This window comes from Klebsiella variicola (assembly GCF_000828055.2).
Taxonomy (GTDB): Bacteria; Pseudomonadota; Gammaproteobacteria; order Enterobacterales; family Enterobacteriaceae; genus Klebsiella; species Klebsiella variicola.
Map to the genome: position 1 here is coordinate 4,843,851 of NZ_CP010523.2, position 16,116 is coordinate 4,859,966.

General features: G+C 56.9%; 8 protein-coding genes, 1 tRNA gene and 3 rRNA genes. 5 read left to right on the plus strand and 7 right to left on the minus strand.

What is annotated here, in order from left to right; all coding sequences use genetic code 11:
- Positions 1-35: 35 nt before the first annotated feature.
- The 5 genes from SP68_RS22685 to SP68_RS22710 form a co-directional block, all read right to left on the minus strand.
- On the minus strand, positions 36-311 hold the full coding sequence (locus SP68_RS22685) for a DUF2574 family protein (protein ID WP_012542998.1): 276 nt from the start codon (positions 309-311) through the stop codon (positions 36-38).
- A 362-nt stretch (positions 312-673) separates the two neighbouring features.
- Positions 674-789 (minus strand): 5S ribosomal RNA (rrf, locus tag SP68_RS22695).
- Positions 790-980: 191 nt separating this feature from the next.
- Positions 981-3,884: ribosomal RNA gene (locus SP68_RS22700) — 23S ribosomal RNA — on the minus strand.
- Between the two features lie 191 nt (positions 3,885-4,075).
- Positions 4,076-4,151: transfer RNA gene (locus tag SP68_RS22705), tRNA-Glu, on the minus strand.
- Between the two features lie 85 nt (positions 4,152-4,236).
- Positions 4,237-5,776 (minus strand): 16S ribosomal RNA (locus SP68_RS22710).
- Together the 16S, 23S and 5S rRNA genes with 1 tRNA gene alongside form the textbook arrangement of a ribosomal RNA operon.
- 592 nt (positions 5,777-6,368) lie before the next feature.
- Here SP68_RS22710 and SP68_RS22715 point away from each other — a divergent pair.
- The gene (locus tag SP68_RS22715; protein WP_012542999.1) at positions 6,369-7,490 is read left to right on the plus strand and encodes a ribosomal protein uL16 3-hydroxylase; all 1,122 of its coding nucleotides are present in this window, start codon (positions 6,369-6,371) and stop codon (positions 7,488-7,490) included.
- 63 nt (positions 7,491-7,553) lie between these two features.
- On the opposite strand, the gene SP68_RS22720 is transcribed toward SP68_RS22715, so the two are convergent.
- Both SP68_RS22720 and cusR read right to left on the minus strand, forming a co-directional pair.
- Positions 7,554-8,987 carry a Cu(+)/Ag(+) sensor histidine kinase gene (locus SP68_RS22720; protein ID WP_040972695.1) on the minus strand — a complete coding sequence of 478 codons (1,434 nt, stop codon included), beginning with the start codon at positions 8,985-8,987 and terminating at the stop codon, positions 7,554-7,556.
- Positions 8,977-9,660 carry a copper response regulator transcription factor CusR gene (gene cusR / locus SP68_RS22725; protein ID WP_008807068.1) on the minus strand — a complete coding sequence of 228 codons (684 nt, stop codon included), beginning with the start codon at positions 9,658-9,660 and terminating at the stop codon, positions 8,977-8,979. Before cusR ends, SP68_RS22720 begins: the two co-directional genes overlap by 11 nt.
- Positions 9,661-9,832: 172 nt before the next feature.
- Between cusR and SP68_RS22730 the strand changes: the two genes are divergently transcribed.
- Genes SP68_RS22730 through SP68_RS22745 form a run of 4 tightly spaced genes read left to right on the plus strand, consistent with a single transcriptional unit; the run spans position 9,833 to position 16,048 of the window.
- Entirely contained in the window at positions 9,833-11,218 is a 1,386-nt protein-coding gene (locus SP68_RS22730; protein ID WP_040976030.1) for an efflux transporter outer membrane subunit, read from the plus strand.
- A gap of 17 nt (positions 11,219-11,235) precedes the next feature.
- On the plus strand, positions 11,236-11,580 hold the full coding sequence (cusF, locus tag SP68_RS22735; protein WP_032736753.1) for a cation efflux system protein CusF: 345 nt from the start codon (positions 11,236-11,238) through the stop codon (positions 11,578-11,580).
- A gap of 44 nt (positions 11,581-11,624) precedes the next feature.
- Complete coding sequence (locus tag SP68_RS22740; RefSeq protein ID WP_022064526.1) at positions 11,625-12,887, plus strand: efflux RND transporter periplasmic adaptor subunit; 1,263 nt, start codon at positions 11,625-11,627, stop codon at positions 12,885-12,887.
- Between the two features lie 11 nt (positions 12,888-12,898).
- Entirely contained in the window at positions 12,899-16,048 is a 3,150-nt protein-coding gene (locus tag SP68_RS22745) for a CusA/CzcA family heavy metal efflux RND transporter (protein WP_040972692.1), read from the plus strand.
- Positions 16,049-16,116: the final 68 nt, after the last annotated feature.

A 16,116-nucleotide genomic window follows, 5' to 3' on the forward strand; every position in this document is an offset into this window, starting at 1 on the left:
GCACAATAAAATGGCGCTGAAATAGAGAGATCATATTAATCGTAACTACTAATAATTATTTTCCGACTTGCATCATCCGGTAAATTCACCGTCCGCGTGATCACGCCGCGAGCATTCGTCACGCTATTTTGCGAAGCAATAAGATAGGTATTCTTTCCGCAACGCTGCTGAGGTTGTTTATTGACGATATCGGTACTGCAGGTTTCTGAAACCACCCGCCCGGAGAGCGTTAATGTGGCGGTATCAGCAGCAAACAGAGGTAAGCTTAGTCCATAAGCGAAAGCCAGAATCCCAATTAGCGGTTTTTTCATTGAATTTATAACCAGTTAACAGGATGAGAAATAAGCGAGTTGCTTTCTATTTTTCTCCCTCGGGAGAGATGATGCGTTGATTCATCACGCAGGGAATATAATCCATATTATTAGTAAGGACAATTGCAGGATAACCTATTAATGTGATAGGTATTGCTGATGTTAACGAACCCGGCGGTCGGGCCGGATGTTTCCCCGGAGGCGGTGCTGCGCACCTTGTCCGGGCTACAGGTCGTGCAGGGCGGGTGCGAATCCGTAGCCCCGGTAAGCGCAGCGCCACCGGGGAGACATACCGGCACGGTTGCCGGACCACTGAAACGCAAAAAGCCCATCCGGCAGGATGGGCTTTTTACTTGTTTGATGCCTGGCAGTTCCCTACTCTCACATGGGGAGACCCCACACTACCATCGGCGCTACGGCGTTTCACTTCTGAGTTCGGCATGGGGTCAGGTGGGACCACCGCGCTAGTGCCGCCAGGCAAATTCTTTGTGCTCGTCCTGTGTCTTTTGCGCTCATACTGCGTTGGCTGCTCTCGCGAGTGTCAGTCACATACTTATGTATGCTCCTTCCATCGCCTCGTTTGCCGCCTTGTCTCAGCGCAAAATCCTTCGGACTCTGAATCAGAGCTGAAAATCTTCTCTCAAATCGCCAAAACAGCTTCGGCGTTGTAAGGTTAAGCCTCACGGTTCATTAGTACCGGTTAGCTCAACGCATCGCTGCGCTTACACACCCGGCCTATCAACGTCGTCGTCTTCAACGTTCCTTCAGGAGACTTATAGTCTCAGGGAGAACTCATCTCGGGGCAAGTTTCGTGCTTAGATGCTTTCAGCACTTATCTCTTCCGCATTTAGCTACCGGGCAGTGCCATTGGCATGACAACCCGAACACCAGTGATGCGTCCACTCCGGTCCTCTCGTACTAGGAGCAGCCCCCCTCAATTCTCCAGCGCCCACGGCAGATAGGGACCGAACTGTCTCACGACGTTCTAAACCCAGCTCGCGTACCACTTTAAATGGCGAACAGCCATACCCTTGGGACCTACTTCAGCCCCAGGATGTGATGAGCCGACATCGAGGTGCCAAACACCGCCGTCGATATGAACTCTTGGGCGGTATCAGCCTGTTATCCCCGGAGTACCTTTTATCCGTTGAGCGATGGCCCTTCCATTCAGAACCACCGGATCACTATGACCTGCTTTCGCACCTGCTCGCGCCGTCACGCTCGCAGTCAAGCTAGCTTATGCCATTGCACTAACCTCCTGATGTCCGACCAGGATTAGCTAACCTTCGTGCTCCTCCGTTACTCTTTGGGAGGAGACCGCCCCAGTCAAACTACCCACCAGACACTGTCCGCAACCCCGGTCAGGGGCCTACGTTAGAACATCAAACATTAAAGGGTGGTATTTCAAGGTTGGCTCCACGCAGACTGGCGTCCACGCTTCAAAGCCTCCCACCTATCCTACACATCAAGGCTCAATGTTCAGTGTCAAGCTATAGTAAAGGTTCACGGGGTCTTTCCGTCTTGCCGCGGGTACACTGCATCTTCACAGCGAGTTCAATTTCACTGAGTCTCGGGTGGAGACAGCCTGGCCATCATTACGCCATTCGTGCAGGTCGGAACTTACCCGACAAGGAATTTCGCTACCTTAGGACCGTTATAGTTACGGCCGCCGTTTACCGGGGCTTCGATCAAGAGCTTCTCCTTACGGATAACCCCATCAATTAACCTTCCGGCACCGGGCAGGCGTCACACCGTATACGTCCACTTTCGTGTTTGCACAGTGCTGTGTTTTTAATAAACAGTTGCAGCCAGCTGGTATCTTCGACTGGTCTCAGCTCCGTCCGCAGGGACTTCACCTACACACCAGCGTGCCTTCTCCCGAAGTTACGGCACCATTTTGCCTAGTTCCTTCACCCGAGTTCTCTCAAGCGCCTTGGTATTCTCTACCTGACCACCTGTGTCGGTTTGGGGTACGATTTGATGTTACCTGATGCTTAGAGGCTTTTCCTGGAAGCAGGGCATTTGTTACTTCAGCACCGTAGTGCCTCGTCATCACACCTCAGCGTTAAAAGGTACCGGATTTACCTGGAACCTCCGCCTACATGCTTAAACCGGGACAACCGTCGCCCGGCTAACATAGCCTTCTCCGTCCCCCCTTCGCAGTAACACCAAGTACAGGAATATTAACCTGTTTCCCATCGACTACGCCTTTCGGCCTCGCCTTAGGGGTCGACTCACCCTGCCCCGATTAACGTTGGACAGGAACCCTTGGTCTTCCGGCGAGCGGGCTTTTCACCCGCTTTATCGTTACTTATGTCAGCATTCGCACTTCTGATACCTCCAGCAACCCTCACAGGTCACCTTCGCAGGCTTACAGAACGCTCCCCTACCCAACAACACATAGTGTTGCTGCCGCAGCTTCGGTGCATGGTTTAGCCCCGTTACATCTTCCGCGCAGGCCGACTCGACCAGTGAGCTATTACGCTTTCTTTAAATGATGGCTGCTTCTAAGCCAACATCCTGGCTGTCTGTGCCTTCCCACATCGTTTCCCACTTAACCATGACTTTGGGACCTTAGCTGGCGGTCTGGGTTGTTTCCCTCTTCACGACGGACGTTAGCACCCGCCGTGTGTCTCCCGTGATAACATTCTTCGGTATTCGTAGTTTGCATCGGGTTGGTAAGTCGGGATGACCCCCTAGCCGAAACAGTGCTCTACCCCCGAAGATGAGTTCACGAGGCGCTACCTAAATAGCTTTCGGGGAGAACCAGCTATCTCCCGGTTTGATTGGCCTTTCACCCCCAGCCACAAGTCATCCGCTAATTTTTCAACATTAGTCGGTTCGGTCCTCCAGTTAGTGTTACCCAACCTTCAACCTGCCCATGGCTAGATCACCGGGTTTCGGGTCTATACCCTGCAACTTAACGCCCAGTTAAGACTCGGTTTCCCTGCGGCTCCCCTATACGGTTAACCTTGCTACAGAATATAAGTCGCTGACCCATTATACAAAAGGTACGCAGTCACACCCGAAGGTGCTCCCACTGCTTGTACGTACACGGTTTCAGGTTCTTTTTCACTCCCCTCGCCGGGGTTCTTTTCGCCTTTCCCTCACGGTACTGGTTCACTATCGGTCAGTCAGGAGTATTTAGCCTTGGAGGATGGTCCCCCCATATTCAGACAGGATACCACGTGTCCCGCCCTACTCTTCGAGTTCACAACCTGTGCATTTTGGTGTACGGGACTATCACCCTGTACCGTCGGACTTTCCAGACCGTTCCACTAACACACAAGCTGATTCAGACTCTGGGCTGCTCCCCGTTCGCTCGCCGCTACTGGGGGAATCTCGGTTGATTTCTTTTCCTCGGGGTACTTAGATGTTTCAGTTCCCCCGGTTCGCCTCGTTAACCTATGTATTCAGTTAACGATAGTGCAACGAATTGCACTGGGTTTCCCCATTCGGACATCGCCGGCTGTAACGGTTCATATCACCTTACCGACGCTTTTCGCAGATTAGCACGTCCTTCATCGCCTCTGACTGCCAGGGCATCCACCGTGTACGCTTAGTCGCTTAACCTCACAACCCGAAGATGTTTCGTAAAACACCATCGTGTCGCGAAAATTTGAGAGACTCGAACACACCATTAAAGATGTGTCGTTTCAATTTTCAGCTTGATCCAGATTTTTAAAGAGCAAATATCTCAAACGTCACCCGAAGATGAGTTTTGAGATACATCGGCACGCGTCTTTCACTCACGAACCAGCAAGTGGCGTCCCCTAGGGGATTCGAACCCCTGTTACCGCCGTGAAAGGGCGGTGTCCTGGGCCTCTAGACGAAGGGGACACTGAAGTCTCAATCGCAAGACGCCTTGCTTCTTTACTTTCATCAGACAATCTGTGTGAGCACTACAAAGGCAGGTTCTTTAAGGTAAGGAGGTGATCCAACCGCAGGTTCCCCTACGGTTACCTTGTTACGACTTCACCCCAGTCATGAATCACAAAGTGGTAAGCGCCCTCCCGAAGGTTAAGCTACCTACTTCTTTTGCAACCCACTCCCATGGTGTGACGGGCGGTGTGTACAAGGCCCGGGAACGTATTCACCGTAGCATTCTGATCTACGATTACTAGCGATTCCGACTTCATGGAGTCGAGTTGCAGACTCCAATCCGGACTACGACATACTTTATGAGGTCCGCTTGCTCTCGCGAGGTCGCTTCTCTTTGTATATGCCATTGTAGCACGTGTGTAGCCCTGGTCGTAAGGGCCATGATGACTTGACGTCATCCCCACCTTCCTCCAGTTTATCACTGGCAGTCTCCTTTGAGTTCCCGGCCTAACCGCTGGCAACAAAGGATAAGGGTTGCGCTCGTTGCGGGACTTAACCCAACATTTCACAACACGAGCTGACGACAGCCATGCAGCACCTGTCTCACAGTTCCCGAAGGCACCAATCCATCTCTGGAAAGTTCTGTGGATGTCAAGACCAGGTAAGGTTCTTCGCGTTGCATCGAATTAAACCACATGCTCCACCGCTTGTGCGGGCCCCCGTCAATTCATTTGAGTTTTAACCTTGCGGCCGTACTCCCCAGGCGGTCGATTTAACGCGTTAGCTCCGGAAGCCACGCCTCAAGGGCACAACCTCCAAATCGACATCGTTTACAGCGTGGACTACCAGGGTATCTAATCCTGTTTGCTCCCCACGCTTTCGCACCTGAGCGTCAGTCTTTGTCCAGGGGGCCGCCTTCGCCACCGGTATTCCTCCAGATCTCTACGCATTTCACCGCTACACCTGGAATTCTACCCCCCTCTACAAGACTCTAGCCTGCCAGTTTCGAATGCAGTTCCCAGGTTGAGCCCGGGGATTTCACATCCGACTTGACAGACCGCCTGCGTGCGCTTTACGCCCAGTAATTCCGATTAACGCTTGCACCCTCCGTATTACCGCGGCTGCTGGCACGGAGTTAGCCGGTGCTTCTTCTGCGGGTAACGTCAATCGACAAGGTTATTAACCTTATCGCCTTCCTCCCCGCTGAAAGTGCTTTACAACCCGAAAGCCTTCTTCACACACGCGGCATGGCTGCATCAGGCTTGCGCCCATTGTGCAATATTCCCCACTGCTGCCTCCCGTAGGAGTCTGGACCGTGTCTCAGTTCCAGTGTGGCTGGTCATCCTCTCAGACCAGCTAGGGATCGTCGCCTAGGTGAGCCGTTACCCCACCTACCAGCTAATCCCATCTGGGCACATCTGATGGCATGAGGCCCGAAGGTCCCCCACTTTGGTCTTGCGACGTTATGCGGTATTAGCTACCGTTTCCAGTAGTTATCCCCCTCCATCAGGCAGTTTCCCAGACATTACTCACCCGTCCGCCGCTCGTCACCCGAGAGCAAGCTCTCTGTGCTACCGCTCGACTTGCATGTGTTAGGCCTGCCGCCAGCGTTCAATCTGAGCCATGATCAAACTCTTCAATTTAAGTTTGATGCTCGTGAATTAAACTTCGTAATGAATTACGCATGTTCACTCAGAGACTTGGTATTCATTTATTGTCCGAAGACATTAAGAATCCATGTCACTTTGAGTGCCCACACAGATTGTCTGATAAATTGTTAAAGAGCAGTTGCGACACGCTTTAGCGCTCTGTCGCGAGGTGGCGTATATTACGCTTTCCTCTTTCAGAGTCAACCCTGAATTTCAGGATTTTTCTCTTCAACCGAACTGGCTGTTTGTGTGAAGTGATTCACATCTGCCGTGTCAGTGGGAGCGCATTATAGGGAGTTCGCCGGAAGTAGCAAGCGTTAAAATAGAAAAATCTTATCGACCGCTCATTATTTGAACTTTTCGCTTATTCATCTTCTTACCATTCAAGGCGCCATCCCAGTGTTCATGCGGCCTGCAGCGCCGTTTACGCTAAGATCGTTTTTTGGCAAAAATGTGATTTTTCTCTCTTACCCAACGCCATTATCGCGCCGATGGTGAATTAAGCACCACTCTTGACCCACGACAAAGCGCCCACCTGGCCCCCGTTTCTATAATCAGGCCCGTTTCTTCTTACTGGTAATAATCGATGGCTTATCAACTCAACATTAACTGGCCCGAGTTTTTAGAGAAGTACTGGCAAAAACAGCCGGTGGTATTAAAAAACGCGTTTCCGGACTTCGTCGACCCGATTACTCCGGACGAGCTGGCCGGATTAGCCATGGAGCCGGAAGTCGACAGCCGGCTGGTCAGCCTGACCAATGGCAAATGGCAGGCCAGCAATGGTCCTTTTGAACATTTCGACGGGCTGGGCGAAACCGGCTGGTCGCTGCTGGCCCAGGCGGTAAACCACTGGCATATGCCCGCCGCCGAGCTGGTGCGCCCGTTCCGCGTACTGCCGGACTGGCGTCTGGACGACCTGATGATCTCCTTCTCCGTCCCCGGCGGCGGCGTCGGCCCGCATATCGATCAGTATGACGTCTTTATTATTCAGGGCATGGGCAGCCGCCGCTGGCGCGTGGGCGATAAGCTGCCGATGCGTCAGTTCTGCCCGCATCCGGCACTGCTGCACGTCGATCCGTTCCCGCCGATCATTGATGAAGATCTGCAGCCGGGCGATATCCTCTATATTCCACCAGGATTCCCGCACGATGGCGTGACCCACGAAACCGCACTGAACTACTCCGTCGGCTTCCGCGGGCCAAACGGTCGCGACCTGATCAGCAGCTTCGCCGACTATGTGCTGGAGAACGATCTTGGCGGTGAGCACTACAGCGATCCGGACCTCACCTGCCGCGAGCATCCGGGCCGGGTTGAGGAGTATGAACTCGAACGTCTGCGCACCATGATGATCGACATGATTCGCCAGCCGGAAGACTTCAAGCAGTGGTTCGGCAGTTTCGTGACCACCCCGCGTCACGAGCTGGATATTGCGCCGGCGGAACCACCGTATGAAGAAGAGGAAGTGGTCGATGCGCTGCTGGGCGGCGAAAAGCTTTCTCGTCTGAGCGGCCTGCGCGTTCTGCATATCGGCGACAGCTTCTTCGTGCATAGCGAACAGCTGGACACCACCGATGCCGAAGCGCTGGATGCGCTGTGCCGCTATACCTCATTAGGTCAGGAAGAGCTCGGCAGCGGCCTGCAGAATCCGGCGTTCGTGAGCGAACTGACGCGGCTGATTAATCAGGGCTACTGGTACTTCGAAGAGTAAGAGAGCGGCAATACTGCGGGCGGCCGCCTGGCGCTGCCCGCTGGCTTTCAGCCGTTATTGCGTCTATTTCGGCAGCACCACAATAAACCGCGTAGAGCGCCGATCGGACTGCACCGCTACGCTGCCGTGGTGGGCGCTGACGATGGATTTCACAATCGCCAGGCCGATACCGCTGCCCTCGCCTTTGCGCTGACGCGAGGGATCGACGCGATAGAAACGGTCAAACAGCCGGGGAAGATGCTCGGCGGCAATCGGCGTGCCGGGGTTCTCCACCACCAGACGGATCGTCTCGGCGCTTTCGCTCAACTGGATGGTCACCGCCTGGCCGGCCGGCGTGTAGCGGATCGCATTCGACAGCAGGTTGCTGATCGCTCGCCGCAGCATCAGCGGATCGCCCGTCACCCGGCAGTGGCTACCGACAAAGCGCAGCGCCACCGCCTTCTCTTCCGCCCACGCTTCAAAGAACTCAAACACCTTATGCACTTCATCAGCCAGATCCAGCGCCTGTTGCTCAGGGATCAGTTGGTTATTATCCGCCTGGGCGAGGAACAGCATATCGCTGACCATCCGCGACATCCGCGAGAACTCTTCAAGATTGGAATAGAGCACCTCTTCCAGCTCCTGCTGGCTGCGGCTCTGGCTTAAGGCGATTTCAGTTTGCGTCACCAGGTTAGTAATCGGCGTGCGGATTTCATGGGCGATATCGGCGGAGAAGTTGGACTGGCGGGTAAAGACATCCTCTATGCGCTCCAGCATATGGTTAAACGACAGCGCCAGCCGTTCCAGCTCGATAGGCACGGCCTGCGGGTCAAGGCGCACGTCGAGATCCCGCGAGGTAATATTCTGGATCTGGCGACTGATCTGGCGGATGGGCTTATGCCCCTGATAGACCACAAACAGCACGATGGCGATGATCAGCAAACTGATTATCGTCGCCGCGGAAATCAGCTTCGCTTTCAGCTCGTTAATATAGTGCAGGTGAAAATCGATGGATAAGGCCATCAGCAGGTGGTACGCCGGTTTGCCGTCCGCCTGCTTGCCCAGCGGCAGCATGATCAGCCGCCAGGCGCGGGTCTCCATTGGATGATTATCATGAACCATCTTCCGCGGCTGCGGGTCAGTCCATGAAATCACATTCCCGTCGCGCAGCTGCATCGCCAGCCCCGGCGTACTCAGCATATGGCTGAGATCCGGCCCGTCGGGCGACTGAAACAGAATATTGCCCTGGCCGTCGTCCAGACAGATAAAGACGTTGGCGTAACCCGCAATGATATTCCTCACGATCTCCAGTCGCCGCGCCTGCGGGTAGTCGGCGTGGTTGAGCACCGTCTCCAGGGTGGTGCTGAGCTGCCTGAGATCGTGCACGTCGCGCTCTTCAAAGTGGGCCTTCACCGAATGGATCATGATCCAGGTGAAAGCAAAGAAGGCAATGATGGTGGCGAGGCTAATAAAGAAGGTCAGCCGGGTGGCCAGGGAAAAGGGGCGCTTAGCGGCCATCCGGCACCTCAAGCATATAGCCGACGCCGCGCACGGTCTGGATAAGCTTCGGCTCGAAGTCGTTATCAATTTTGGCGCGCAGCCGCTTCACCGCCACGTCAATGGCGTTAGTGTCGCTGTCGAAATTCATATCCCAGACCTGCGAGGCAATCAGCGAACGCGGCAGCACCTCGCCCTGATGGCGCAAGAAGAACTCCAGCAGGGTAAACTCTTTGCTGGTCAGGGTGATACGCGTCGCGCCGCGCGTCACCTTGCGGCTGACCAAATCAACGCTGAGATCCGCCGCCTGAAACTGGCTTTCGACGATGACCGCTGCTCCACGGCGCAGCAGGGTCCGCACTCGCGCCAGCAGCTCCGCAAAAGCAAATGGCTTAACCAGATAGTCGTCGGCGCCCAGCTCCAGCCCCTTCACCCGATGCTCAATAGTGCCGAGCGCGGTGAGCAGCAGGATCGGCATCCCTTTATTGGCGGCCCGCAGCATGCGGACGATATCCCAGCCGTTCACATCCGGCAGCATGATGTCGAGGATCAGCAGATCGTAATCGCTGGTCATTGCCAGGTGATAGCCGTTAAGGCCGTTATCGGCCAGGTCGACGACGAAGCCAGCCTCGGTGAGCCCTTTGGTCAGGTACTCTCCGGTTTTCTTCTCATCTTCGACAATCAAAATCTTCACGGCAGGCTCCTTCACGCGCGCTTCGTGCGGGTATTCAATTTTAGAGAAGCGACTCCGGATAGCAATGAAATATCAGGAAAATGACAGCTTTGTCATTTTCCTGTCACGCGTTGAACAGAGCCCGCTACGTAAAGTAGCCGCCATGGATAAATCGTCGAAACCGTCTGCCGCCATGCGTTCTATACAGCTACTTACCCTCAGCGTGATATTTGCCTTAACCGGCTGTCTGTCGCTTGCTCCGGACTACCAGCGCCCCGCCGCGCCGGTGCCGCAGCAGTTCTCACTCAGCCAGAACAGACTGGTTGCCGCAACGGCGGGTTACCAGGAGACCGGCTGGCGCACCTTTTTCGTCGACCCGCAGGTGAAAAGCCTGATTAGTACCGCGCTGATAAATAACCGCGATCTACGGATGGCGACGCTGAAAGTGCAGGAAGCCCGCGCCCAGTACCGGGTTACCGACGCCGACCGCTACCCGCAATTGAACGGTGACGGCAGCACCACCTATGGCGGCAAGCTTAAAGGCGACACCACCACCAGCAGCGATTATGCCGCCGGCCTGAATCTCAGCTATGACCTCGACTTCTTTGGCCGGTTGAAAAACCTCAGCGAGGCCGACCGGCAGAACTTCTTCGCCAGCGAAGAGGCCCGGCGTGCGGTGCATATCCTGTTGATTGCTAACGTTTCACAAAGCTACTTCAACCAGCGGCTGGCGGCAGCGCAGTTGCAGGTGGCCAACGACACCTTACAAAACTATCAGCAGTCTTACGCCTTCGTTGAAAAACAGCTGCTGACCGGAAGCACCACCGTGCTGGCGCTGGAGCAGGCGCGCGGGATGATCGAAAGCACCCGCGCCGATATCGCCAAACGTCAGGGCCAGCTGGCGCAGGCCAATAACGCCCTGCAACTGCTGCTCGGCAGCTACCAGCATCTGCCGGACGATAGCGCCAGCAGCGCGGTGGACCTGAAAGGCGTAACCCTGCCGCCGTCGCTCTCCTCAGCGATCCTGTTGCAGCGGCCGGATATTTTAGAGGCCGAACACAGCCTGCTGGCGGCCAACGCCAATATCGGCGCCGCGCGGGCGGCCTTCTTCCCGGCGATCACCCTGACCAGCTCGCTCTCTGGCAGCAGCAGCGAGCTCTCCAGCCTGTTTAACGCCGGCAGCGCGATGTGGAACTTCATCCCCAAAATTGAACTGCCGATTTTCAACGCCGGGCGCAATCAGGCCAACCTCGATCTGGCGGAAATCCGCCAGCAGCAGCAGGTGGTCAACTATGAGCAAAAAATACAGTCCGCCTTTAAAGAGGTGGCCGACGCGCTGGCCCTGCGCCAGAGCCTGGCCGATCAGATTGCCGCCCAGGAGCGCTATCTCGCTTCACTAAATATCACCCTGCAGCGCGCTACTGCGCTCTATCGTCACGGCGCGGTCAGCTACATCGAAGTCCTGAGCGCCCAGCGCGACATTTTTACCACCCGACAAACCCTGCTGGAACTCAACTATTCCCGTCAGGCAAATGAAATCACCCTGTTCACCGCCCTCGGCGGCGGCTGGATGGAATAACCCAAGGAGTCCCGATCATGAATTCACTCTCTAAAGTCGCCCTGTTCACTCTGATTTCTGGCACGGTTTTCGCCGCCCAGGCTGCCGACCCGCATGCCGGTATGGCGATGCACGAACAACCCGCCGCCACGCAGACGCAAAGCATCAGCGGCAAAGGGGTCATTAAAGCTATTGATATGGATAGCAAAAAAATCACCATCGCCCACGAAGCCATCCCGGCGGTGAACTGGCCGCCGATGACCATGCGCTTCACCATCACCCCGCAGACGCAGCTCAACAATGTGAAGGATGGCGACAGCGTGGACTTCACCTTCGTTCAGCAGGGCAACCTGTCGCTGCTGCAGGATATTCGCGCCAACTAATGGCCCGGCGACGGTAAGCCCCTCAACGACTAAATGGACGACACATGGCATCCCTGACACTGAAAAATACGGCGCTGATCCTTGGCAGCATGGTGATTGGCGGCGCGCTTACTGCGGCGCTGTACGCCCGGCTTTCCCCGCCCCACGCTGCCGCTCCGGCGGCCGAGCAGCAGCGTAAAGTGCTGTTCTGGTACGATCCGATGTACCCGAACACCCGCTTCGATAAACCGGGTAAATCGCCGTTTATGGATATGGATCTGGTGCCGAAATACGCCGATGAGGGAAGTACCGCCGCCGGTGCGCCGGGGGTGCGTATCGACCCGACGCAGACCCAGAATCTCGGCGTAAAAACCGCCGCGGTCACCCGCGGGCCGCTGCGCTACGCTCAGACCTTCCCGGCCAACATTAGCTATAACGAGTACCAGTATGTGATTATGCAGGCGCGGGCGGCGGGCTTTATCAATAAAGTCTATCCGCTGACCGTCGGCGACAAGGTGAAACAAGGCACGCCGCTCCTCGAGCTGACCATCCCTGACTGGGTGGAAGCGCAGAGCGAATATCTGTTATTGCAGGAGACCGGGGGCACCGCCACCCAGGTTGAGGGGATCCTCGAACGCCTGCGCCTTGCCGGAATGCCGGATGACGATATCCGCCGCCTGAAAGCCACGCGTAAAATCCAGACCCGCTTTACCCTCAAAGCACCGATCGATGGCGTGATTACCGCCTTCGATCTGCGTGCCGGAATGAACATCGCCAAAGATAATGTGGTGGCGAAAATTCAGGGCATGGATCCGGTGTGGGTCAGCGTGGCGGTGCCGGAATCCATCGCCTGGCTGATTAAAGACGCCTCGCAGTTCACCATTCAGGTTCCCGCCTGGCCAGGAAAAACTTTCAGCATCAGCAAATGGACCCTTCTCCCCAGCGTCGATAGCGCCACCCGCACCCTGCAGCTGCGCCTGCAGGTCAACAACCCGGATGAAGCGCTGAAGCCGGGGATGAATGCCTATCTGCAACTGACCAGTGAAAGCGAACCGATGCTGCTGATCCCGTCAAAAGCGCTGATCGACAGCGGCAGCGAGCAGCGAGTGATTACCGTGGATAACGAGGGGCGCTTCGTGCCGAAACTCGTGCAGGTATTCCATGAATCCGCTGGCGTCACGGCCATTCGCAGCGGGCTGCAGGAGGGTGAGAAAGTCGTCGCCAGCGGCCTGTTCCTGATCGACTCGGAAGCCAATATCTCCGGCGCGCTGGAGCGCATGCGTGCGCAGGCTCCCGGTACCGCGGCCCCTGCCGCCCACGCGCACTGAGGAACGGAACCATGATTGAATGGATTATCCGCCGCTCGGTGGCCAACCGTTTCCTGGTGATGATGGGCGCGCTGTTTCTCAGCATCTGGGGGACCTGGACTATCGTCCACACCCCGGTGGATGCCCTGCCGGATCTCTCTGATGTACAGGTGATCATCAAAACCAGCTACCCGGGACAGGCGCCGCAGATCGTCGAAAACCAGGTCACCTGGCCGCTGACCACCACCATGCTGTCGGTACCCGGCGCCAAAACGGTTCGCGGCTTCTCGCAGTTTGGCGACTCCTACGTCTACGTGATTTTTGAAGACGGCACCGATCCTTACTGGGCGCGCTCGCGGGTGCTGGAGTATCTCAACCAGGTGCAGGGCAAACTTCCCGCCGGGGTCAGCGCCGAAATGGGCCCGGACGCCACCGGCGTCGGCTGGGTCTTCGAGTACGCGCTGGTCGACCGCAGCGGCAAGCACGACCTCGCCGAACTGCGCTCCCTGCAGGACTGGTTCTTAAAATATGAGCTGAAAACCATCCCTAACGTCTCGGAAGTGGCGTCGGTGGGCGGCGTGGTCAAGGAGTACCAGATTGTCGTCGACCCGATGAAGCTGACCCAGTACGGCATCAGCCTCGGCGAGGTGAAATCGGCGCTGGACGCCTCTAACCAGGAGGCGGGCGGCTCTTCCGTCGAACTGGCGGAAGCCGAATATATGGTGCGCGCCAGCGGCTACCTGCAGACGCTCGACGACTTCAAAAACATCGTGCTGAAAACCGGTGACAACGGTGTGCCGGTCTATCTCGGCGACGTCGCGCGGGTGCAGATCGGCCCGGAAATGCGCCGCGGTATCGCCGAGCTTAACGGCGAAGGCGAAGTGGCCGGCGGGGTGGTGATCCTGCGCTCCGGCAAGAACGCCCGCGAAGTGATCTCGGCGGTCAAAGCGAAGCTGGCGTCGCTGCAAAGCAGCCTGCCGGAAGGGGTTGAAGTGGTCACCACCTACGACCGCAGCCAGCTTATCGACCGCGCCATCGACAACCTCAGCCATAAGCTGCTGGAAGAGTTTATCGTCGTCGCGCTGGTCTGTGCCCTGTTCCTGTGGCACGTACGCTCGGCGCTGGTGGCGATTATTTCGCTGCCGCTCGGCCTGTGCTTCGCCTTTATCATGATGCATTTCCAGGGGCTTAACGCCAACATCATGTCGCTGGGCGGAATCGCCATTGCGGTAGGGGCGATGGTCGATGCCGCCATCGTGATGATTGAGAACGCCCACAAGCGGCTGGAGGAGTGGGAACATCAGCACCCGGGAGAGAAGCTCAGCAACGACATCCGCTGGAAAATCATTACCGAGGCGTCGGTGGAGGTCGGCCCGGCGCTGTTTATCAGCCTGCTGATCATTACCCTGTCGTTTATCCCGATTTTCACCCTCGAAGGCCAGGAGGGCAAACTGTTCGGCCCGCTGGCCTTCACCAAAACCTGGTCGATGGCCGGGGCGGCGCTGCTGGCGATCGTGGTGATCCCGATCCTGATGGGCTTCTGGATCCGCGGCAAGATCCCAGCGGAGAACAGCAACCCGCTGAACCGCTTTTTGATCCGCATTTATCACCCGCTGCTGCTGAAGGTGCTGCACTGGCCGAAGACCACCCTGTTGATTGCGCTCCTGTCGATCCTGACGGTTATCTGGCCGCTTAACCGGGTCGGCGGCGAGTTTCTGCCGCAGATTAACGAAGGCGATCTGCTGTATATGCCGTCAACGCTGCCGGGGATCTCCGCTGCGCAGGCGGCGGATATGCTGCAGAAAACCGATAAGCTGATCATGACGGTGCCGGAAGTGGCCCGGGTGTTCGGCAAAACCGGCAAGGCCGAAACCGCTACCGACTCAGCGCCGCTGGAGATGGTAGAGACCACCATTCAGCTTAAGCCCCAGGATCAGTGGCGACCGGGGATGACCATGGAAAAGATCGTCGAGGAGCTGGACAAGACCGTGCGCCTGCCGGGGCTGGCGAACCTGTGGGTGCCGCCGATCCGCAACCGCATCGACATGCTCTCCACCGGCATCAAGAGCCCGATTGGCATTAAAGTTTCCGGCACTAATCTGGCCGATATCGACGCCATCGCCGAACAAATTGAAGGGGTGGCGCGCACCGTGCCGGGAGTCACGTCGGCATTAGCCGAGCGGCTGGTCGGCGGGCGCTACCTCAATATTGATATTCAGCGTGAGAAGGCGGCCCGCTACGGGATGACCGTCGGCGACGTGCAGCTGTTCGTCTCGTCCGCCATCGGCGGCGCGATGGTTGGCGAAACGGTAGAGGGCGTCGAGCGCTACCCGATCAACATCCGCTACCCGCAGAGCTATCGCGACAGCCCGGAGACCCTCCGCCAGCTGCCGATCCTCACGCCGCTGAAGCAGCAGATCGTCCTCGGCGACGTGGCTGAGGTGAAGGTGGTCACCGGACCATCCATGCTGAAGACCGAGAACGCCCGCCCGACCAGTTGGATCTACATCGACGCCCGCGACCGCGACATGGTGTCGGTAGTGCACGATCTGCAGCAGGCCATCGGCAAGGAGGTGAAGCTGAATCCGGGCATCAGTGTGTCCTACTCCGGGCAGTTTGAGCTGCTGGAGCGCGCCAATCAGAAGCTGAAGCTGATGGTGCCGATGACGCTGATGATTATCTTCGTGCTGCTGTATCTGGCGTTCCGCCGCGTCGGCGAGGCGCTGCTGATTATCACCAGCGTGCCGTTCGCCCTCGTCGGCGGGATCTGGTTTCTCTACTGGATGGGGTTCCATTTATCGGTAGCCACCGGGACCGGCTTTATCGCCCTGGCCGGGGTGGCGGCGGAGTTTGGCGTGGTGATGCTGATGTACCTGCGCCACGCCATCGAGGCGGAACCGTCGCTGAAGAATCCGCAGACTTTCAGCGTCGATAAGCTCGACGAGGCGCTGTACCAGGGCGCGGTGCTGCGCGTGCGACCGAAGGCGATGACCGTGGCGGTGATTATCGCCGGCCTGCTGCCGATTTTATGGGGCACCGGCGCCGGGTCGGAAGTGATGAGTCGCATCGCCGCGCCGATGATTGGCGGGATGATCACCGCCCCGCTGCTGTCGCTGTTTATCATTCCGGCGGCATATAAGCTGATGTGGCTGTCCCGGCATCGGGGCAAGCGTAGCGAATAACCCGCCGCGTTTACGCCGGTCCGGGAAATTGGCTATAGTGGCGCCATTCTTCTGGCCGGCGTGAACGT

Excerpts from the sequence above, each read along its gene's own strand:
- SP68_RS22745 (WP_040972692.1), top strand. The coding sequence starts at position 12,899 with ATGATTGAATGGATTATCCGCCGCTCGGTGGCCAACCGTTTCCTGGTG.
- cusF (WP_032736753.1), top strand. The coding sequence starts at position 11,236 with ATGAATTCACTCTCTAAAGTCGCCCTGTTCACTCTGATTTCTGGCACG.
- SP68_RS22715 (WP_012542999.1), top strand. The coding sequence starts at position 6,369 with ATGGCTTATCAACTCAACATTAACTGGCCCGAGTTTTTAGAGAAGTAC.
- SP68_RS22720 (WP_040972695.1), bottom strand. The coding sequence starts at position 8,987 with ATGGCCGCTAAGCGCCCCTTTTCCCTGGCCACCCGGCTGACCTTCTTT.
- SP68_RS22740 (WP_022064526.1), top strand. The coding sequence starts at position 11,625 with ATGGCATCCCTGACACTGAAAAATACGGCGCTGATCCTTGGCAGCATG.
- SP68_RS22730 (WP_040976030.1), top strand. The coding sequence starts at position 9,833 with ATGCGTTCTATACAGCTACTTACCCTCAGCGTGATATTTGCCTTAACC.
- SP68_RS22685 (WP_012542998.1), bottom strand. The coding sequence starts at position 311 with ATGAAAAAACCGCTAATTGGGATTCTGGCTTTCGCTTATGGACTAAGC.